The 18,067-nt window shown below is 73.8% G+C and carries 20 protein-coding genes; 11 read left to right on the forward strand and 9 right to left on the reverse strand.

The annotated features are described in order from the left end of the window. The 5 genes from K8F61_RS11245 to K8F61_RS11265 all read right to left on the reverse strand — a co-directional run bounded on the left by K8F61_RS11245 (position 1) and on the right by K8F61_RS11265 (position 4,141). A complete protein-coding gene (locus K8F61_RS11245; protein ID WP_231819178.1) occupies positions 1 to 594 on the reverse strand; it encodes a hypothetical protein in 594 nt (197 codons plus the stop codon). A gap of 104 nt (positions 595 to 698) precedes the next feature. Continuing rightward, positions 699 to 1,316: an arsenate reductase/protein-tyrosine-phosphatase family protein gene (locus tag K8F61_RS11250; protein ID WP_231819179.1), complete on the reverse strand. Its 618-nt coding sequence runs from the start codon at positions 1,314 to 1,316 to the stop codon at positions 699 to 701. Continuing rightward, the gene (locus tag K8F61_RS11255; protein WP_219085361.1) at positions 1,313 to 2,233 is read right to left on the reverse strand and encodes a glycosyltransferase family 2 protein; all 921 of its coding nucleotides are present in this window, start codon (positions 2,231 to 2,233) and stop codon (positions 1,313 to 1,315) included. The genes K8F61_RS11250 and K8F61_RS11255 overlap by 4 nt, the downstream gene beginning before the upstream one ends. Continuing rightward, a complete protein-coding gene (locus K8F61_RS11260) occupies positions 2,230 to 3,405 on the reverse strand; it encodes a glycosyltransferase (RefSeq protein ID WP_231819180.1) in 1,176 nt (391 codons plus the stop codon). Before K8F61_RS11260 ends, K8F61_RS11255 begins: the two co-directional genes overlap by 4 nt. Position 3,406: 1 nt before the next feature. Continuing rightward, positions 3,407 to 4,141 carry a CDP-alcohol phosphatidyltransferase family protein gene (locus K8F61_RS11265; RefSeq protein ID WP_067250655.1) on the reverse strand — a complete coding sequence of 245 codons (735 nt, stop codon included), beginning with the start codon at positions 4,139 to 4,141 and terminating at the stop codon, positions 3,407 to 3,409. 185 nt (positions 4,142 to 4,326) lie between these two features. Between K8F61_RS11265 and K8F61_RS11270 the strand changes: the two genes are divergently transcribed. The 4 genes from K8F61_RS11270 (at position 4,327) to K8F61_RS11285 (ending at position 8,295) form a co-directional block, all read left to right on the forward strand. After that, a complete protein-coding gene (locus tag K8F61_RS11270; RefSeq protein WP_231819181.1) occupies positions 4,327 to 5,349 on the forward strand; it encodes a glycosyltransferase in 1,023 nt (340 codons plus the stop codon). Next, positions 5,346 to 6,293 carry a glycosyltransferase gene (locus tag K8F61_RS11275; protein ID WP_231819182.1) on the forward strand — a complete coding sequence of 316 codons (948 nt, stop codon included), beginning with the start codon at positions 5,346 to 5,348 and terminating at the stop codon, positions 6,291 to 6,293. The genes K8F61_RS11270 and K8F61_RS11275 overlap by 4 nt, the downstream gene beginning before the upstream one ends. A gap of 2 nt (positions 6,294 to 6,295) precedes the next feature. Further along, complete coding sequence (locus K8F61_RS11280) at positions 6,296 to 7,624, forward strand: phenylacetate--CoA ligase family protein (RefSeq protein ID WP_231819183.1); 1,329 nt, start codon at positions 6,296 to 6,298, stop codon at positions 7,622 to 7,624. Positions 7,625 to 7,695: 71 nt separating this feature from the next. Then, positions 7,696 to 8,295 (forward strand): putative glycolipid-binding domain-containing protein, encoded by a 600-nt coding sequence (locus K8F61_RS11285; protein WP_231819184.1) that lies wholly within the window; start codon positions 7,696 to 7,698, stop codon positions 8,293 to 8,295. 21 nt (positions 8,296 to 8,316) lie between these two features. Here K8F61_RS11285 and K8F61_RS11290 read toward each other — a convergent pair whose 3' ends face one another. Beyond that, positions 8,317 to 9,513, reverse strand: coding sequence for a glycosyltransferase (locus K8F61_RS11290; RefSeq protein WP_231819185.1), 1,197 nt, complete (start codon positions 9,511 to 9,513; stop codon positions 8,317 to 8,319). A 199-nt stretch (positions 9,514 to 9,712) separates the two neighbouring features. On the opposite strand from K8F61_RS11290, the gene K8F61_RS11295 reads away from it, so the two are divergent. The 3 genes from K8F61_RS11295 to K8F61_RS11305 all read left to right on the forward strand — a co-directional run bounded on the left by K8F61_RS11295 (position 9,713) and on the right by K8F61_RS11305 (position 12,337). Continuing rightward, positions 9,713 to 10,156, forward strand: coding sequence for an FAD synthase family protein (locus K8F61_RS11295; protein WP_067250608.1), 444 nt, complete (start codon positions 9,713 to 9,715; stop codon positions 10,154 to 10,156). Between the two features lie 49 nt (positions 10,157 to 10,205). Further along, positions 10,206 to 10,469, forward strand: coding sequence for a glutaredoxin family protein (locus K8F61_RS11300; protein WP_067250605.1), 264 nt, complete (start codon positions 10,206 to 10,208; stop codon positions 10,467 to 10,469). A gap of 122 nt (positions 10,470 to 10,591) precedes the next feature. Next, positions 10,592 to 12,337, forward strand: coding sequence for an aldehyde dehydrogenase family protein (locus K8F61_RS11305; protein WP_231819186.1), 1,746 nt, complete (start codon positions 10,592 to 10,594; stop codon positions 12,335 to 12,337). Between the two features lie 36 nt (positions 12,338 to 12,373). On the opposite strand, the gene K8F61_RS11310 is transcribed toward K8F61_RS11305, so the two are convergent. After that, complete coding sequence (locus K8F61_RS11310; RefSeq protein WP_067250813.1) at positions 12,374 to 12,790, reverse strand: VOC family protein; 417 nt, start codon at positions 12,788 to 12,790, stop codon at positions 12,374 to 12,376. A 73-nt stretch (positions 12,791 to 12,863) separates the two neighbouring features. On the opposite strand from K8F61_RS11310, the gene K8F61_RS11315 reads away from it, so the two are divergent. Further along, positions 12,864 to 13,442: a TetR/AcrR family transcriptional regulator gene (locus K8F61_RS11315; RefSeq protein WP_219085353.1), complete on the forward strand. Its 579-nt coding sequence runs from the start codon at positions 12,864 to 12,866 to the stop codon at positions 13,440 to 13,442. A 3-nt stretch (positions 13,443 to 13,445) separates the two neighbouring features. Here the strand turns inward: K8F61_RS11315 and ypfJ are convergent, their stop codons facing one another. Further along, a complete protein-coding gene (gene ypfJ, locus K8F61_RS11320) occupies positions 13,446 to 14,345 on the reverse strand; it encodes a KPN_02809 family neutral zinc metallopeptidase (protein ID WP_067249883.1) in 900 nt (299 codons plus the stop codon). 54 nt (positions 14,346 to 14,399) lie between these two features. On the opposite strand from ypfJ, the gene K8F61_RS11325 reads away from it, so the two are divergent. The 3 genes from K8F61_RS11325 to K8F61_RS11335 all read left to right on the forward strand — a co-directional run bounded on the left by K8F61_RS11325 (position 14,400) and on the right by K8F61_RS11335 (position 17,170). Next, positions 14,400 to 15,401 (forward strand): malate dehydrogenase, encoded by a 1,002-nt coding sequence (locus K8F61_RS11325; protein ID WP_231819187.1) that lies wholly within the window; start codon positions 14,400 to 14,402, stop codon positions 15,399 to 15,401. A 142-nt stretch (positions 15,402 to 15,543) separates the two neighbouring features. Beyond that, positions 15,544 to 16,608: an LmeA family phospholipid-binding protein gene (locus tag K8F61_RS11330; protein WP_231819188.1), complete on the forward strand. Its 1,065-nt coding sequence runs from the start codon at positions 15,544 to 15,546 to the stop codon at positions 16,606 to 16,608. Positions 16,609 to 16,696: 88 nt separating this feature from the next. Further along, positions 16,697 to 17,170: a recombinase family protein gene (locus K8F61_RS11335; protein ID WP_067249889.1), complete on the forward strand. Its 474-nt coding sequence runs from the start codon at positions 16,697 to 16,699 to the stop codon at positions 17,168 to 17,170. Between the two features lie 28 nt (positions 17,171 to 17,198). Here K8F61_RS11335 and K8F61_RS11340 read toward each other — a convergent pair whose 3' ends face one another. Continuing rightward, positions 17,199 to 18,035, reverse strand: coding sequence for a hypothetical protein (locus K8F61_RS11340; RefSeq protein WP_418888089.1), 837 nt, complete (start codon positions 18,033 to 18,035; stop codon positions 17,199 to 17,201). Positions 18,036 to 18,067 lie beyond the last annotated feature (32 nt).

Raw genomic sequence — 18,067 nt, forward strand, 5'->3', positions numbered from 1 at the left:
TCAGGAGACCTTTCCGGTGAAGACGGCGACCGGTTCACCGGCGGCGTAGTTGACGGAGACGACGACGTCGCGACCCGCGGCGTCGTCGAGCATGAACACGTACGAGGCGGTCTTGGCGTCGCCCGGCGCGATGGCGCCGGCGAACGGATCGGGCTCGCCCGCCGAGGTGCCGATCCCGAGCGCGCCGTCCGCGGCGACGACGGAGACGACGGCGGACTCGACGTTCTGGTCCTCGGTGGAGTCGTTGGTGGCGGTGACGGTGACCCGCACCGCCGATCCGGAGACCTCGCCGGGCGTCTCGGCCGTGACCTCGATGGCCTCGACCGTGTCGATGCGCAGGGTGACCCCGGTGTCGAACGCGATCGGCTGGTCCAGCGGAGCCTCCTGCGTCGGCAGCGGCGCCGGCTCCAGCGGCCCGTCCGTCGGCGTCGGATCCGCGCCCGGCGGAAGGATGGACGAGGCGCTCGGCGACGGTTCGGCCGAGGCCGACGGCGTCGCGCCGGCGCCCGAGACGGGCGCCGCGAAGCAGCCCGCGAGCGCGGGCACGGCGAGCGCGGTGATGATGATGGCGATCGACGCCGACGACGAGCGCACGGCTCGACGCGTGCACCTTTGACGGTCCACGAGAGTCCCCAGTTTTCTGTTCCCCAGTAAGCGGCCCCCACGACCGCTGTCCGGAGCTTACCGCACGAAAGCCCTTAAGGCGATACCGATATGTCGATCAGGAGCCCGGCGATCCGGCCGGAAGTCTCGACGACGTCCTGGACGGTCTGCTCGTGCGCCGTCCCGCCGAGGACATGTCCGTCCCGGATGTCGAGAGGATCCGTGTCGCGACGACGCAGGAAGGAGCGGCGCGCTCCCGGCAGGGGACGCAGTCCGCGGCGCGCATCGAGGGCCTCGGCGAGCGCCGCCACGGCATCCCTGCCCTCTCCCCGCGGGAGGGTCATCCCGTCGGCGAGCCACAGCGCCTCGCGCACGGTGAACACCCGTCGGCGCGCGGCGGGCGACAGGGACACCGCGCCCGCCCGCACGGCGCGGGACGCCGTCAGCACCAGGGCGGCGGCATCGAGGTCGGCCGCGTCCACGGGACGGGAGCGGTGGGCCGAAGTCCGGTCGGCCCAGTCCTGGTCGGTCTCGACGCGGCGCACGCGGCCGCACACGGCGTGCCCGCCCTCCGCGCGGACCCCCGCGCTGGCGACCTCGACGTCGGCGAGCGCCTCGTGCGCGCCGAGGCGACGGGCGATCACGAGCTCCGCGAGCGGCGAACGGCACACGTTCGCCTCACACAGCAGGAGGAGATCCGCCCGCCCCGTCACGCCGGCGCCTTCCGCGCCGGGGGCGGAGTGCGCAGCAGACGCCGGCCGTCCCGGACGCCGCGCAGCAGGGCGCGCCACGGCGCGACCGACGTCACGAGCTGCCGGCGTCCGCCCTGGAGCAGCACCCCGTAGCCGACCCGCATCGCCGAGCGCCGCCAGCGCGCTCCGGTCGCGGCGTCCAGATGCTTGCGGGCGTAGAGCAGGCGGTTGCGGATGTTGAAGTAGTAGTACGTCGACGACTTCGCGCGACCGCGACGCTCCTCGTCATGGGTGCCGCCCTCGTCGTGGACGACCTCGGCACCGGACATCCGCAGCTCGCCGCCCGCGTCGAGGACGCGGTGCGAGAGGTCGATGTCCTCCCAGTAGAGGAAGTACTCCTCGTCGAAGCCGCCGACACGGCGCCACAGCTCCGCCGCGATGGCGAAGCACGCCCCCGTCGCCCAGGGTCGCGACGGCCGCCCGGCGTTCACCGCCCGCGCGCGTGCGCCCGCCGTCGTGCCGTCGTCGAGATACAGGTCCGCCCCGTCGAACCAGCTGCGACCCGAGCTCGTGCGGATGCGGGGGGAGACCAGCGCCTCCGTCCCGGCCGCCTCCCGCACCAGCCGTTCGAGGTCCTCCCGGGCGATGCGGGCGTCGGGGTTGAGCGGCACGAGGACTTCGGCACCGGCGGCGAGCGCGTGGGCGGCGCCGGCGTTGGTCCCGCCGCCGTAGCCGCGGTTCTCGTCCAGCGGGACGACGTCGGCGCCGAGCCGTCGCGCGGCCTCCTCGACGCGTCGTCTCTCCTCGGCCGAGCTGAAGCAGTCGACGATCACCAGGCGGCCCTCCGGAGGGAGATCCAGCGCGGCGGCGTTGGCCTCGAGGAGGGCGGCGGAGGCGAAGTTCACGGTCACGACCGCGAATCGCGGCAGCGCGCTCATGCCCGGACCGCCCGTCGCCCGGCGACCGCGTACGCGTCGGCCAGAGCGGTCGCCGCGGCATCCCACCCGAGCCGGTCGCGATCCTCCAGGCACGCCGCGCGCATCCGGGCCCGCAGTGCCGGATCGCGATGCAGGAGGTCGAGCTGCGCCGTGAGCGTCGCCGCGTCGCCCGCCTCGTGCAGCAGCGCGTGCACGCCGTCGGTCGCGAACGCCCCGGCCTGCCGCGACACGAGCGGGATGCAGCCGGCGGCCTGCGCCTCGTAGGTCACGATGGCGCTGCCCTCCTCCACGGACGGCAGCAGCAGCACGTCGGCGTCGGCGAGGAGCGCCGACGGGTCCTCGACGAACCCCGCCTCCACGACGCCCCTGGCCGCTCGCAGGTCCGCCAGCCGCTCGCGATAGCCGTCCATCCACCGGCCGGCGATCGCGAGGGTCCCGTCCTCGGACGCGGCGCTGTCGGCCCAGGCGCGCAGCGCGTGATGCACGCCCTTTCGCGGCTCGACCGCCCCGAGGAAGACCGCCCGCAACGGACGGTCCTCCCGATCGCGGGGCGGGACGGGTCCGGGATCGCACCCGTAGCGGTGACGCACGACCCGGTCGGGCGCGAACCCGCGGTCGAGGAAGGACTCGGCGACGGCGTCCGACGGGGCGAGGATCGCGTCCGCCAGCTCCCATTCGCGCTCCTCGGCGGCGAGATGCGCGGGGTCGCGGCGGTGCGAGTTCCCGGCCGGGATCTCGAGACCGAGCCGCCGGGCCTCCTGCTCGACGACGTCGTAGGCGTGACCGGTGTGCGTGTTCGGAGCCTCCCGCACGACGGTCGTCCCGCGCTCCCGCGCCGCCTGCATGGTCCGGATGCCGGACAGCGGCCACGCGTGCAGCACGTCGAGCGGGGCGTCCCGGTGCAGGCGCCCGAGCCAGCGCGCGGCGCGCCGATCGTGGATCGCGGCGCGCGCCCCCGTCGCCCGGAGGAGCCGCGCGGGGATCCGCCGTCCCGCGAGACGGAGGGTCTCGTGGACCGTCACCCGGGGGTCGAGCCCCGCCCCCGCCGCGACGAGGGGAGCGGCGACGAACACCTCGTGGCCGAGCGCGGCCAGCCCCTCGGCCTGGCGCTGCGCCGTGCGGCCGACCCCGACGCGGCCGAGCGCGTAGGGGAAGGAGAGGAGGACGCGCACGTCAGGCCCCGTCGCCGTCGAGCGCGCGGATCTCCCGGAACCACCGCACGGCGGCGAGCATGAGGAACGCGCCGGAGGCCGCCGCGAGCGCCGTGTAGGCGACGAGGAAGCCCGTCGTCCACCCCCACAGCACGAAGACCAGGCAGACGACCCCGAAGTCGGTGGGCAGGAGCAGCATCGACCGGCCGAGCGTCCCGCCGCCGCGCCGATGCGTGGACGCGACGCCCTTCTTGCCCTTGAGCAGATCGTTCAGCAGCATGCCGAAGAACGTCACGACGGCGATCACGCTGTAGGCCAGCGGGACCAGCGCCCACGGCGTGCCGCCGACGGGCGTGCGCAGCCAGAGGGCCACGAGGACCACCAGATGCAGGGCGGCGATCTTCACCGCGTCGACGAAGTGGTCCAGCCATTCGCCGGACAGCGATCCGCCGCCGCGGAGACGCGCGAGCTGCCCGTCGGCGGAGTCCCACGCATAGCCGAGCACGAGCAGGACGGCGACGAGGAGCCCGGTCCACACCGTCGCCGGAAGCGCGATGAGCAGGACCAGCGCGGCAGCGGTGTTCAGCGCGCTGATGCCGGTGACGGCGTTCGGCGTCCAGCCCGCCCGGAACGCGAACGCGGCGAGCGCCCGCCCCAGGCGGCGGTTGACGTACACGGAGTACGCCGGTGCCCCGCGCGCGTGCCCCTTCTGCGCGGAGGCGAGTCGTCGATAGGCGACGGCAAGCGAATCGGTCATCGTGGCTCCCCAGTCCAGATCCCTGCGCACCGCTCCCCAGTGGCGCGCTCTGTGCAGATCCTAGGGCTTCGGGGCCCGGACCGCGAGTCCGGGTGCCGCCTCGTCGTCGCGCGGAGCCCCGCGTGCTGGCAGACTGTCCGGTTATGGGGAACGGTTCTGGGGATTCCGCGCGCCCGATTCGCGCCATGCAGTCGTTCGGCGCGCCGCGGCCGACGAGCAACCCGTACATCCACATGCTGGATGCGGCGCTGGCGCGCACGCCGGGCGTGGAGCATCTGCGCTTCGACCGCCGGCGCGCCCTCCTCGGCCGGATCGACGTGCTCCAGTTCCACTGGCCGGAGACGCTGTTCGGGACGGCGACGGGCGTGAAGCGCCTCGCCCGCCGCGCATACGCCGCCGCCCTCGGCGCACGCCTCGCGCTCGGCCGGGTCGCGGTCGTGCGCACCGTCCACAACGTGGAGCTCCCGCAGGACGTGTCCGGGTGGGAGCGGCGGTACCTGGAGTGGATCGAGCGGCGCACGGACCACCGCATCGTGCTCAACGAGCAGACGGCTCTCCCGGACGATCTGCCGCGCACCCTCATCCCGCACGGCCACTACCGCGACTGGTTCGCCGACGTGGCGCCGGTCGAGCCCGCGCCGCGCACGCTGGGCTTCGTCGGGCTCGTGCGGCGCTACAAGGGGGTGGAGACCCTCATCGACGCGTTCTCCGCGACCGCGGAGGAGGCACCCGACCTCCGGCTGAGCGTGGCCGGAAACCCGTCCAGCCCCGAGTTGGCGGCGGAGGTGCGGCGGCGGGCGGAGGCGGATCCGCGCATCCGCCTGGATCTGCGCTACCTCACCGAGCCCGACTTCGCCCGCGCCGTCATGGCCAGCGCGGGGATCGTGCTGCCCTACCGGTTCATGCACAATTCCGGCACGGTGCTGGCGGCGCTGTCCCTGGGCCGACCGGTGCTGGTGCCGCGGACCGAGGTCAACCTCGCGCTGTCGGCGGAGGTCGGCCCGGGATGGATCACCGTCTTCGACGACGAGCTGACGGCGGACGACCTCCTGGCCTTCGCGGACCGGGTCCGCACGCCGCCCGCCGAGGCGCCCGACCTCGGCGCCCGCGGCTGGGAGGCGGCCGGGGCCGCGCATCGGGAGGCGTTCCAGCGCGCCGTCCGCGCCCGCGGCGTGCGCGGACGTCGCGCCCCGCGGAGGACCCGATGACGAATCCGCCGCCGATCCTCCTGGCGATCCCGACGTACCGACGGACGGAGCTCCTGCCTCCGCTGATCGAGGTCCTGCGCGCCGAGGGCGGGACCGTGGCGCACCCCACGAGGATCCTCGTGGTCGACAACGACCCGGACCGCTCCGCGGAGCCCGCCGCCGAGGCGGCCGGCGTCGCGTACCTCGCCGAGGCCCGCCCGGGCATCGCCGCCGCCCGGCAGGCGGCCCTCGACGCCGCGGCGGCGGACGAGCTGGTCGTGATGATCGACGACGACGTGATGCCCGAGCCGGGATGGCTCGCCGGGCTGGTCGACGTGTGGACCACGGTCCGCCCCACCGCCGTGGTCGGCTTCGTCCGTTACGTGTGGCCGGAGGGCACCGATCCGTGGATCGCCGCCGGCGGGTTCCTGCGCCGGAACCGTCCGCCCAGCGGGACGCTCCTGTCGTCGCTGTCGACGGGGAGCGTGCTGTTCGACGCGGCGGAGATGCGTCGCCTCGGCGTCGCGTTCGACCGCGCCCTGGGCCTCGTCGGCGGCGAGGACATGCTGCTCGGGCGCGATCTGCTCGCCCGCGGGGGTACGATCGCCGCCGCCTCCGACTCCGTCGCGCGCGACGAGATCCCGGAGAACCGGGCGACCCGGGCCTTCGTCCGCCGCCGGACGATCTCCCAGGGCCAGGCGCGCACGGCGATCCTCACGCGGGACGGCTCGGTCCTGCGCCGGCTCGCCGCCCGGACGCTGGCGCTCGGCGGCGGTGTCGTGCGGCTGGCGGCGTTCGGCACCGGCGCCGCGGTCGCGGCTCTGCGCCGGGACGTCGCCGCGAACGCGGTCCTGCGCCGCCGCACCTGGTTCGCCCAGGGGCGCATCCTCGGCGCCGTCGGCCGCATCACCCCCGAGTACGCGCGGCCCGTCCCGGCCGCGCGCGACCCCCGAGAGGAGGCGTAGCCATGTCGCTGAAGAGCGTGATGTTCGATCTCAAGGCCGCCACCGTCCGCCGCCGCGTCGGGCGGTTCCAGCGCGAGCTCCTGGCCCACGAGCGCATGGGCGTCGAGGAGCTCGCCGCCCTCCAGGACCAGCGCGCCGCCCGGCTGGCGGCGTTCGCGATGGACGCCTCTCCGTTCTACCGGCGCGTCTACGGCGAGCGCGGCGTGGACCCGCGGGCACTCGTCGACCGCGAGGCGTGGCAGGAGCTCCCGATCCTCGATCGCGCGACCGTGAAGGAGCATGGCGCCGAGTTCCCGACGCCGGAGGCCGTCGGCGCGAACGTGCGCCCCGCGGTGACCGGAGGGAGCACGGGCGAGCCGCTGCGGACGATGCACGACGCCCGGGTCCCCTCGCTGGCGCTGAGCTGGCGGATGTACTCGTGGTGGGGCATCCGGCCGTACGACGACCTCGCACGGATCGGGCGATGGAGCTTCGGCCGCCTCGACACCCTCAAGAACGACGTGTCCTGGTGGCCGACCCGTCAGCGCTACCTCGACGCGGGCCTGATCTCCGCCGAGACGATGACGGCCTTCCACCGCGAGCTCACCCGCGTGCGCCCCCGCCTGTTCGAGGGCTACGTGGGCGCCATGCTGGAGTTCGCCGACTTCCTGGAGAGCCGGGGGCTGACGATCCCTCCCCCCGTCGCGATCGCGACGACCGCCGCGCCCCTCACCGCCCCGGTGCGCGCGCGCCTCGAGTCGGTGTTCGGCGCGCCCGTGTACGACGAGTACCGCGGCTCGGAGTTCGGCTGGATGGCCGGCGAGTGCGAACGGCGCGACGGCCTGCACGTCTTCAGCGACGTCCGGCGGATCGAGGTCGTCGACGCGGACGGTCGCCCGGCCGCGCCGGGCGAGCTCGGGGACCTCGTCATCACGGACCTCGCCAACCGGGTCTTCCCGATGATCCGCTACCGCACCGGGGACCGCGGCATCCTCCGCGCCGAGCCGTGCGCGTGCGGCCGGGCCCTGCCGCTCATGGAGCAGCCGCAGGGCAGGACGACCGACCTCATCCGCCTGCCCAGCGGCGCGGTGCTCGCGCACCGGCTGATGGGGATGTTCGGCGAGCACCCCGAGGCGGTGCGGCTGTTCCAGATCCACCAGCAGGCCGACTACTCGATCGTCGTCCGCGTCGTCCTGGGCGACGGGGCCGACGCCCGGTCGCAGGTGGAGTCGGCGGTCGCCGCGCTCCGCGACAGGATCGCGGACGAGGTGCCGGTCCGGACCGAGGTCGTGGATGCGCTCCCCTACACCGGGGGCAAGACGAAGTACGTCATCAGCGACGTCCCGAGCTGATCCCTCCGCCCGTCCCCGTCGTCGATCCCCGTCTCCGCGCGGATGTCCGTGGCCGGTGGCACGCTGGCGGCATGAGCGACGGCGACCGCTATCAGTGGCAGGGGATCGACGACCCCGACCGGACCGATCTCGCCCACGTCCGCTTCTCCGGCGACGCGATGCGGGCGCACGGGACGTCGATCACCCGCGCGTACGCGACCTCGTGGTCGCTGGACGTCGGGCCGGGTTGGATCACCCGGTCCCTGGAGGTCGATGCCCACGGCGCCGGCTGGAGACGGTCGCTGCGTCTGACCCGCGACGCCGATGGCGCGTGGTCCGCGGAGGCGGACGCGCGGGGAGAGGCCGACCTCGCACCGCCCGGTCTCGCCGACCCGGAAGCCGTCCGGGGAGCGGTGGACTGCGACCTGGGCCTGTGCCCGCTGACCAACACCATGCCGATCCGGCGGCTGGACCTGCTCCACCGGTCCGCCGAGGACGCACCGCTCGTGATGGCGTGGGTGGAGGTGCCGTCCCTCCGGGTGATCCGCAGCGAGCAGCTCTACGGCTCCTTCGGGGACGGCAGGATCCGCTACGCGAGCGCCAACCGGGACTTCGCGGCGGAGCTGACGGCGGATCGGGACGCGGTGGTCGTCGACTACCCGCAGCTCGCCCGCCGCGTTGCTCCGCGCTGACCGGCCGGAGCGCCGGACGCGCTACAGCTCGCCCGGCCGCATCGCCTCCGCGTCGATCGCGCGGATGATGCGCTGCGCCGCGGTGTCGACGGGCGGCTCCTCGGCGCCCTTCCCGCGGCGCCCCCCGCGCAGGCGGCGAGGGGCGTAGACCACGAGCGAGTGGAACAGGAACCGGGCGAAGAAGGCCACGCCGAGCGAGATCGCCGCGGCGAGGATGCTCGAGAGGTGCCAGGTCTCCACCATGAACGCCAGCACGGGTATCCGGAGGGCCGCCTCGACGTTGTTGAACGCGAACGACTGGGCGAAGCGGACCGGCAGCCGGGAGGCGTCGTCGCGCATGTCGGCGAACACGAAGCGCTCCTGCAGCACGAAGTTGCCGATGATGGTCGCCTCGGCGGCGATGATCGCCGCCCAGACGTACTCCATGCCGAGCGAGGTCAGCGCCCACATGATGGCGAGGTTCGCGACCGCGCCGAGGGCGCCGATCAGCGCGAACAGGGACATCTTCCCGAAGCGCAGCCGGGTCAGGTGGGCGAGGAAGGTCGTCCCCTGGCGGAAGGTCGCCTTGGAGGTGCCGTTGACCCGCTCGCCGAACGCCATCGGCACCTCGGCGACGCGCACCTCCGAGCGCACGAGGATCTCCAGCAGGATCTTGAAGCCGTTCGGGCGCAGCGCCGCGGGATCGATCCGCCGGCGGTCCACCAGGAAGAACCCGGTCATCGGATCCGAGCTGCGTGCGAGGCGGATCGGGAACATCGCCTTCGTGAGGAGCGTCGCGGCGCGCGAGGTGGCGTAGCGCATCGTCGTGCCGAGTCCGGCGTGGTCGCCGCCCCCGATGTAGCGGGAGGCCGCGACGACGTCGGCGCCTCCGTCGAGGTGCCGCGCGAGCAGGTCGGGGATCAGCTCCGGCGGATGCTGCAGGTCCCCGTCCATGACCACGCAGAGGTCGTGCTCGGCGGCGCGGATCCCCTCGACGACGGCCCCGCCGAGTCCTCCGGCGGCCCGCTCCCGATGGATCACCCGGACCGGGATCGGCGCGGTCACCGACACGGCGCGGATCACCTCCGGGGTGTCGTCGGTGCTGTCGTCGACGAAGAGGATCTCGCCGTCCTGTCCGTCCAGGGCGTCTGCGACACGGGAGACCAGCGCGGCGACGTTGTCGCGCTCGTTGAAGGTGGGGACGACGACGGTGACGGCCGTCGGCGACGTGTCGTCCATGCCTGTCCCCCTCCCCAGCGCCGACTTCCATCGTCGCACGTCGAGCGGCCCCCTGCCTGCGTGCCCGCCCAGCCGCCGCTCGTGGAGTTCCGGCGACGGACGCGCTAGGATCGGCGGATACGGCTGTGGGAGCCGTCGGGCGGATGGGGATCCGCCCTTACTGGGGAGTCCTTTCGAGGACGCGACATCTGGGGACGTCATGGGGACGCGTATCGGCTATGCCGCGGGAGCATTCGACCTGTTCCACGTGGGCCATCTCAACCTGCTCCGCCACGCGAGGCAGCAGTGCGACCGACTCGTCGCGGGGGTGGTGAGCGACGAGATGCTGCGGCAGGTCAAGGGGATCGAACCGGTGATCCCGACGGCAGAGCGGGCGGAGATCGTCCGCCACATCTCCTTCGTGGATGACGTCTATGTGGAGACGGCCCCGGACAAGATGGACGCCTGGCGGGACGTGCGCTTCACGCACTTCTTCAAGGGCGACGACTGGCGGGGCACGGAGAAGGGCCTGACGCTGGAGCGGGAGTTCGCCGAGGTGGGCGTCGAGGTCGTGTACTTCCCGTACACCGCGCACACCTCCAGCACCGCGCTGCGGCGTGCACTGGACGCCATCACCTCCGGCGCGATGGCCGCCGCCCGCTGACCCGCCCGCCGCGGAGCCGCCTCCGGATTTCGGCCGTACGCTGGGTGATATGAGCACTCCTGCCTCCGACACCATCACCATGTTCGGCGCCGAGTGGTGCGGCGACTGCCGCCGCACCAAGAAGCAGCTCGACGAGCTGGGCGTCGCCTACACCTACGTCGACCTGGAGGCGGACCCCGCCGCCGCGGACGTGGCCAAGGAGATCTCCGGCCGCACGAACATCCCGGTCGTGGTGTACCCGGACGCCAGCCACCACGTCGAGCCGTCCAACGCCGACGTCGAGGCGAAGCTGCGCGAGCTCTCCCTCATCTGAGACCCGGGACCTTCCGCCGGGCCCGGACCCCTGAGGCGGATCGGTGACGGAACCGACGCGACCGGACCGTCCTCCGGTCACGACGGTCGTAGGGTGGAGACACCGCGCCGAAGGAGGCTCCGATGCCCGCATCCCCCGCCCTCGCCGAAGACCGGCGTGCGCCGATCGACGCGGCCGTCGCCGCCCTCGCCGACGGCGCCCGCGCCTGGGCCGCCCTGACGGTCGGCCAGCGCGCGACCGTCCTCCGCGGCGTCCGCCGTACGGTGGCGGACACCGCGCGGACTTGGGCGCAGACGGCGGCCGCCTCCAAGCAGCTGCCGCCCGGGCATCCCCTCCGCGGCGAGGAGTGGCTGAGCGGCCCCTACGGCGTGCTCGGCGCCCTCGACGCCTACCTGTCGACCCTGGAGCGGATCGCCGACGGGCGCAACCCGCTCGACGGCGTCCGGATCGATCGCGGACCCGGCGGACGGACCCGCGTGCACGCGTTCCCGCTGACCGGGATCGACCGCTTCCTCCTGTCCGGCTTCTCCGGCGAGGTCTGGCTCACCCCGGGCACCACCCCCGGCGACGCCCGCGCGCGGGCCGGTCTCGCCCAGCGCGCCGCCGCCGAGGGCGACGGGGGCGTCGGGCTGGTGCTCGGCGCCGGGAACATCACCTCGATCCCCGTCCTCGACGTGCTGTACGAGCTGCTCGCACACAACCGGACCGTGCTGCTCAAGGTCAACCCCACCCAGGACGCGCTCGTGCCCGTGTTCGAGCGGGCCCTCGCCCCGCTCATCGCGCCCGGCTTCCTCCGCATCGTCCGCGGCGGCGCGGACGTCGGGACCTACCTCACGGCCCACGCCGGCTTCGCGCACGTCCACATCACCGGGTCCGCGCCGACCTTCGACGCGATCGTGTGGGGCCCCTCGTCCGGTCAGGGCGCCGCCGCGACCAAGCGCCGCCGCACGCAGGACAAGCCGCGGCTCACGACGCCGATCACGGCCGAGCTGGGCGGGGTCTCCCCGATCATCGTCGTCCCCGGGTCCTGGAGCGCCGATGACCTCCGCTTCCACGCGGAGCACATCGCCACGATGCGCCTGCAGAACGCCGGGCACAACTGCATCGCCGGGCAGGTCGTGATCCTGTCCTCCGACTGGTCCCAGGCCGATCAGTTCCGCGCCGAGCTGCGCCGCGCCTACGCCAATGCCCCCGAGCGCCCGATCTGGTATCCCCGCTCGGAAGAGCGGATGCAGCAGGCCGCCGACGCGTATCCCGACGCGCTCGTGCTGGCCGACCGCGTGCTCGTCGAGCTCGGCCCGGAGGACGATGCGGCCGCGCTGGAGCAGACCGAGTACTTCGCCCCGGTCCTCGGCGTCGTCTCGATCCCCGGCACCGGACAGGAGTTCCTGGACGCGGCGGTCGCCCACGCGAACGAACGGCTCCAGGGGACGCTCGGCGCGAACGTGCTCATCGACCCGGCCTCCGAGCAGGCGCTCGGGGCGGGCTTCGAACGCGCGATCGCCGACCTCCGCTACGGCGACATCGCGATCAACGCCTGGACGGCGTTCGCCTTCCTCACCCCCACCATGACCTGGGGCGCGTACCCGGGCGGCACGATCCAGGACGTCGGCAGCGGCATCGGGGTGGTGCACAACGCGCTGCTCCTCGCGGACGTGGAGCGCTCCGTCGTGCGCGGACCGTTCCGCCCGTTCCCGCGCTCGGCGTCCGTCGTGACGGACGGCGGACGGTTCAGCATCCTCCCGAAGCCCCCGTGGTTCGTGTCGTCCCGCACCGGCGCGGAGGTCAGCGAGGGACTCACCCGCTTCCGCGCCCGCGGCGGGGTGCTGGCGCTGCTGCGCACGCTCGTCCAGGCGATGCGCGCCTGAGCGCCCCGCTCGCCCGCTCGACGGGCGGGGCGGCGCTCACGCGTACGCCCCCGCGAACTCCGGGGCGGGCTCGATCGGCTGGATGACGTCGACGAGCACCCCGTCGGGCGCGATGACGATGAAGTGGCGCTGGCCGAAGGCCTCGTCCCGCAGCGGCAGCGCCACGTCGCATCCCCTCTCTCCCACGAGTCGCGCGTGCACGGCGTCCACATCGTCGACCTCGACGTTCACCAGCACGCCCTGCACGGCGGCGCGGAAGGAGGCCGGGATCGTCTCGTGCGCGCGGTCGAGGATCGCCAGCTCGAACACGGCGCCATCCCTCCCCGGCACACGCAGGCTCACGTACCAGTCGCTCTCGAAGGAGACCTCGAAGCCGAGCTCGTCGCGGTAGAACCGGGCGGCCACGGCGACGTCCGAGGACATGAGCACGGGGTACAGGCTGGTGACGGACACGTCTGCTCCTTTACGTACACTGAGTATGTATCACGCTCGAGTTTACATACACGCTGTACGTAAAGGAACCCCCATGCCCCGCGCCTCCGCCGACGACGCCGCACGCACGGCGCAGCAGATCCTGGACGCCGCCCGCGCGCTGTTCGCCGCGGACGGGTACGCCGCCGTCGCCGTGGAAGACGTCGCACGGCGGGTCGGAGCCACGCGCGGAGCCGTCTACCACCACTACGGGAACAAGGCCGGGCTGTTCGAGGCGGTCGCCGCTCGGCAGCAGGAGCTCGTGGCGGCGGCGGTGGTGGCGGCCGCCGACGCGGCCGGGGACGACCCCTCGGCGCAGCTCCGCGCCGGCAGCCACGCCTTCCTCGACGCGATCACCGACGACGCTGCGGTGCGCGTGCTTCTGATCGAAGCGCCGGCGGTGCTGGGGTGGCAGCGGTGGCGGCAGCTCGACGCGCAGCACTCGGGGGCCCATCTCGCGGAGGCGCTGGCCGCGGCGGGCGTGGAGCCCGCCCTCCGCGAGGCGATGACGGCGATGCTGTCCGGCGCGATGAACGAGGCGGCGCTGGGACTGGCCGCACGGCCCGGCGACGCCGCCGCGCGCACCGCCGCGCACGCCGCCTTGGACCGGCTCCTGGACGCCGCGCTCGGGTGAGGACTAGAGGTTCGCGTCGGGGACCGCGAAGGTGTCGCAGACCGCGAAGACGTCGCCGGCGGCGTTCTTGTAGCCCTGGGCGAACCATCCCTGGCGCTGCGCGCTGGATCCATGCGTCCAGCTCTCCGGGTTGGAGAAGCCCGACTGCTCCTGGATGTGGTCGTCGCCCACGGTGAACGCCGCATTCAGCGCGTCGTTGATCTGGGCGTCCGTGGGCTTCTCCAGGAACGGCACTCCGTTCTCGTCCGTCTGCTGCGTGATCGCGCCCAGCCAGGCGCCCGCGTAGCAGTCCGCCTGCAGCTCGATCCGCACGCCGTTGCTGTACGGACCGGTGCCGTTGTTCGGGTGCTCGGACATGACGCCCGTGATGTTCTGGATGTGGTGTCCCCACTCGTGGCCCACGATGTAGAGCTGAGCCAGCTCGCCGGCCGAGGCCCCGAACTGCTGACGCATCAGCTGGAAGAAGGTGGGGTCCAGGTAGACGCCCTCCTCGGGCGGGCAGTAGAACGGCCCCACCGCGTTCGACGCGGTGCCGCACTGCGTCGCGGTCTGGCCGTCCACGACGGTCATCTGCGGCGGCCGGTAGCCGTCGAGCTTCGCCGTCCAGTAGTCGTCCAGCACGACCTGCGCCCCCGCCATGCGGCAGTCGTCGTTCGTGTTCGCGTCCTGCCCGGTGTTGCACTCGTCCAGCAGCGCCCCCTCGGAGGACGACGGAGCCGTCCCGCCCGCCGGCGCCCCGGCCCCGCCGCCCAGCAGCCCGCTGAGATCCACCCCGGTGAACATGCTGATCAGCATCACGGCGAGCGCGCCGACGCCGACCACGCCGCCGCCCGCGATCGCAGCGGTGCGCCCGCGTCGTCGCGTCGTGTTGCCGCTGATGTCCGCATCGGGATTGAACGTCATGGCACGAGGGTACTCCGCGGATCGGTCGTCGTCCCGCGGTCGTAGGCTCGAGTCATGACGACGACGATCACGATCACCGGTGCCGGCGGACAGATCGGCTACGCCCTGCTGTTCCGCATCGCGGCCGGCGACATGCTCGGCCCGGACGAGCACGTGCGCCTGCGCCTCCTGGAGATCCCCGCGGGCCTCGGCGCCGCGGAGGGGGCGGCGCTGGAGCTCCAGGACGGCGCGTTCCCGCTGCTGGACGACGTGGAGGTCACCGACGACCCGGCGGTCGGCTTCGCGGGCGCCGACCACGCGCTGCTCGTCGGCGCCCGCCCTCGCGGCCCCGGGATGGAGCGCGCGGACCTGCTCGCCGCGAACGGCGGGATCTTCGGCCCGCAGGGAACGGCGATCGCCGCGAACGCCGCCGCCGGCGTCCGCGTCACCGTGGTCGGCAACCCCGCGAACACCAACGCGCTCATCGCCGCCGCCCACGCCGACGGGGTGCCCGCCGAGCGGTTCAGCGCGCTGACCCGCCTCGACGAGAACCGGGCGCGCGCGCAGCTCGCCGCGACCCTCGACGCGCCGGTCGCCGACGTCCGGCATGTGCCGATCTGGGGCAACCACTCCGCCACGCAGTTCCCGGACGTCTCCCGCGCCACCGTCGGCGGGCGCCCGGTCACGCAGGCCCTGGCCGAGCGGGTGGGCGACGTGCGCGCCTGGCTGGAGTCGACGTTCATCCCCCGCGTCGCCCGGCGCGGCGCCGAGATCATCGAGGTGCGCGGATCGTCTTCCGTCGCCTCCGCCGCGAGCGCGACGATCGACCACGTCCGCAGCTGGGCGCTGGGGACCGGGACGACCGACGCGGACGTGACCAGCGCCGGGGTCGTCTCCCGGGGCGAGTACGGCGTCCCCGAGGGACTGGTCAGCTCGTTCCCGGTGCACGCCGTGGACGGCGAATGGCGCGTCGTCGAGGGGATCGAGCTCGACGAGTGGGCACGATCGCGCGTCGACGCCTCCGTCGCGGAGCTCGCCGACGAGCGCGAGGCGGTGCGGGCGCTCGGCCTGCTCTGACCGCCGGGCGCCCCGCCCCGGAGAGGCGCACGCCCAGGCCGGAGCGGACACGGACGGCGTTCAGGCGGGAGACTTAGACTGATCCGGCCATGACGCCGGATGCCCTCCCTGCCGCCCCTCGCGCAGCGCGACGAGGAGGACGATGATGGCCCCGCACGAGCCGCGCATCCCCGAGGCGCACGGCGCCGAGGGGCAGGACGCGCCCACCGCGCCCATCGAGATGCGCGCCGACGGCCGCCCGGCGATCGACGACGCCGCCCGCTCGGACGCGCCCGCGCCGCGCCGCGAGGACGAGACGCCGACGCTGGAGATCCCGGTTCAGGCCCCGGCGCAGACCTCGCCGCCGACCCGCTCGCAGCAGTACGTCGTGGAAGGCGGGGGCGCGCTGTTCGCGCCGGAGCAGACTCCCGTCTCCGATCCCGGGGCCGGTGCGCCGGTCCCCGTCCCGCGTCGACGGCGTCGCCGGGGTCCCGTCATCGCCGCCGCCTCGCTCCTCCTGCTCGCGGGCCTGGCCGCCGGCGGCTGGTTCTTCGGCGAGAGCTGGGCGGAGGGAGAGGTCGTCCGCACCGCGCAGCAGGAGGCGCGGGCGGCGCTCGGCCTCCCGGACGACCATCCGGTCGACGTCGAGGTCCCGACGCCAGTCCTTCCCCAATACCTCGCCGGCGCGCTCTCCGCCCTCGACATCGCCGTCGCCGACGTTCCGGTCGGGGGCGTCCGCGGCGACCTCACCATGCATGCGGAGAACGTCGCCGTCCGCGGCGAGACCACGATGGGGGATGCCCGCGCAGAGGTCTCGCTCTCGCCGGATGCGGCGCGGCAGCTGCTGGCCACCAGCTCCGGACTCCCCACGGTGGGCCTGGAGCTGACGCCGCCGGGCGTGCGGGTCTCGCTGGATCCCGGGCTCTTCGACTCCGGCGTGGACGTCGACGTCGACCTGTCGCCCTCCGTCGGCTCCGGGGAGCTGCTGCTGAGCCCGCAGGCGTTCTCGGTCGGGGGCGCGGACATGTCGGCCGACCTGGTGCGCGACCGCTTCGGCGACTACGCCGAGCCCATGCTCTCGCCGCGCTCGGTGTGCCTGGCCGCCGCGCTGCCCCGGGCGTTCACGCTCACCGCCGTGGCCGTCGACGACGCCGGGCTGACCGCCCGCTTCGACGTGGACGGGGCGATCGCCGAGAACGAGGCGCTCCGGGCTCCCGGAGCCTGCTGACCGGTCCGGGCAGGATGTCCGTGGGCGGGGAGAGAATGGGCGGAACGGTCCTCGACAGGGCAGAATGATGGTGGACGGAGGTGCACGGATGAACGGCGCGCAGCAGGATCAGGTCTCGACGGCAGGGCCCGGCGAGGATGCGCTGACGAGCCCCCTGCACCTGCCCCATGCGGCGGCGGAGTGCCCCAAGTGCTTCACCGAGCTGCAGCAGAACCGCGACTGGTGGTCCGCGCGGCCGGACGGCTCGCGGCTCGTCGGCCTCGTGGTGGCCCGTGAGGGGATGCCCTCCGTGGTGCAGCAGCGCGAGGACCTGACCCGCTTCGGCGTTCCCATCGAGGGCTTCCGCCACCCGGCGCCGGACATCCTGGAGAGCTGGGGCGACCGCATCGCCCGCCTGATCGACACCCTCGGCCCCGGCGACGTGCTGGTCGTGGCCAACATCCACGCGCTCGGCCGGGACATCGACGAGGAGTCGCGGACGGTGGCGGAGCTGCGTCGGCGCGGAGTGATGGTCAAGGTGCTCAGCCACCACGCACGGCACCTCGCTGACGCGGGACGCTGATCCGGCGGGAGTCCGTCGGCGGCGGGCGTCAGTCGGCGCCGTTGTCCTCGCCCTGAGGCGCGTCCAGCAGCGCCAGGTCCTCCTTCGTCACGAGACGTGACGAGATCACGTGCTCCACGAGACGGGCGCGGCGGTTGGTCGCGAACGAGCGCGCGCCTCCGCGCATCCCGGGGACGCCGATCCGGTCGAACTTGTCGCACACGTTGTCGAGCTTGCGGTTGAACCGCGTGACGGTCCATCCCAGGCGCTCGGCCGCGGCCGCGCTGGTCGGGATCGCGCTCATCCCGGTGCCGTCGCGACGCAGCAGCGGCTCGGCGAGCGCGACGAGCAGCAGCTTCTGGCTCTCCGTGAGCGGCACCTCGCCGATGGTCGACACCCCGTCGCCGGCCAGATCGCGACGGGTCGCGTGGAACGTCGGGTTGGTCGCGTGGATCGTGAACTCGTAGGTGGTCGGGCCCGCCGAGAACACCACCGTCGTGATCTGGAACACGAGCGGCAGGCGTGCGCCCGGAGCCAGCCACGCCTGGACGCCCCCGGACACGTCCGTCACTGTGGCGGTGAGGCGCGAGCCGATGTTGGCCAGCCACCACAGTCCGTTCTCCTGCGCGATCTCCAGGAAGTGACGGTGCAGGAACAGGTTGTCGTCGATCGCGAGCTCGCCCTCCCGCCCGACCACGAACCGGCCGCCCTCGGCCACCGGGAAGTACTCCCCCGCGAACTCGACCGTGACCGTGCCGGTCGGCGCGGGAGCCGGCTCCTGCGCCCCCTCGCTCGCGGCGGGCTCCGCGTCATCCACCGCCGAGGAGTCGCCCGCGTCCGCCGGATCGCTCGGTTCCGCCCCTGCCGCCTCGCCGTCCCCGATCATCAGGTCGGCGACGCGGATCCGGCGGGCGGCGT

Source organism: Microbacterium resistens (genome assembly GCF_021172025.1).
GTDB classification, from domain to species: domain Bacteria; phylum Actinomycetota; class Actinomycetes; order Actinomycetales; family Microbacteriaceae; genus Microbacterium; species Microbacterium resistens.

What these genes read in the sequence shown, in the direction of transcription:
- K8F61_RS11300 (WP_067250605.1), top strand. Translation starts at nt 10,206, where the DNA reads ATGAGCACTCCTGCCTCCGACACCATCACCATGTTCGGCGCCGAGTGG.
- K8F61_RS11285 (WP_231819184.1), top strand. Translation starts at nt 7,696, where the DNA reads ATGAGCGACGGCGACCGCTATCAGTGGCAGGGGATCGACGACCCCGAC.
- K8F61_RS11335 (WP_067249889.1), top strand. Translation starts at nt 16,697, where the DNA reads ATGAACGGCGCGCAGCAGGATCAGGTCTCGACGGCAGGGCCCGGCGAG.
- K8F61_RS11275 (WP_231819182.1), top strand. Translation starts at nt 5,346, where the DNA reads ATGACGAATCCGCCGCCGATCCTCCTGGCGATCCCGACGTACCGACGG.
- K8F61_RS11255 (WP_219085361.1), bottom strand. Translation starts at nt 2,233, where the DNA reads ATGAGCGCGCTGCCGCGATTCGCGGTCGTGACCGTGAACTTCGCCTCC.
- K8F61_RS11295 (WP_067250608.1), top strand. Translation starts at nt 9,713, where the DNA reads ATGGGGACGCGTATCGGCTATGCCGCGGGAGCATTCGACCTGTTCCAC.
- K8F61_RS11325 (WP_231819187.1), top strand. Translation starts at nt 14,400, where the DNA reads ATGACGACGACGATCACGATCACCGGTGCCGGCGGACAGATCGGCTAC.
- K8F61_RS11340 (WP_418888089.1), bottom strand. Translation starts at nt 18,035, where the DNA reads ATGATCGGGGACGGCGAGGCGGCAGGGGCGGAACCGAGCGATCCGGCG.
- K8F61_RS11280 (WP_231819183.1), top strand. Translation starts at nt 6,296, where the DNA reads ATGTCGCTGAAGAGCGTGATGTTCGATCTCAAGGCCGCCACCGTCCGC.
- ypfJ (WP_067249883.1), bottom strand. Translation starts at nt 14,345, where the DNA reads ATGACGTTCAATCCCGATGCGGACATCAGCGGCAACACGACGCGACGA.
- K8F61_RS11290 (WP_231819185.1), bottom strand. Translation starts at nt 9,513, where the DNA reads ATGGACGACACGTCGCCGACGGCCGTCACCGTCGTCGTCCCCACCTTC.
- K8F61_RS11265 (WP_067250655.1), bottom strand. Translation starts at nt 4,141, where the DNA reads ATGACCGATTCGCTTGCCGTCGCCTATCGACGACTCGCCTCCGCGCAG.
- K8F61_RS11315 (WP_219085353.1), top strand. Translation starts at nt 12,864, where the DNA reads ATGCCCCGCGCCTCCGCCGACGACGCCGCACGCACGGCGCAGCAGATC.
- K8F61_RS11330 (WP_231819188.1), top strand. Translation starts at nt 15,544, where the DNA reads ATGATGGCCCCGCACGAGCCGCGCATCCCCGAGGCGCACGGCGCCGAG.
- K8F61_RS11270 (WP_231819181.1), top strand. Translation starts at nt 4,327, where the DNA reads ATGCAGTCGTTCGGCGCGCCGCGGCCGACGAGCAACCCGTACATCCAC.
- K8F61_RS11305 (WP_231819186.1), top strand. Translation starts at nt 10,592, where the DNA reads ATGCCCGCATCCCCCGCCCTCGCCGAAGACCGGCGTGCGCCGATCGAC.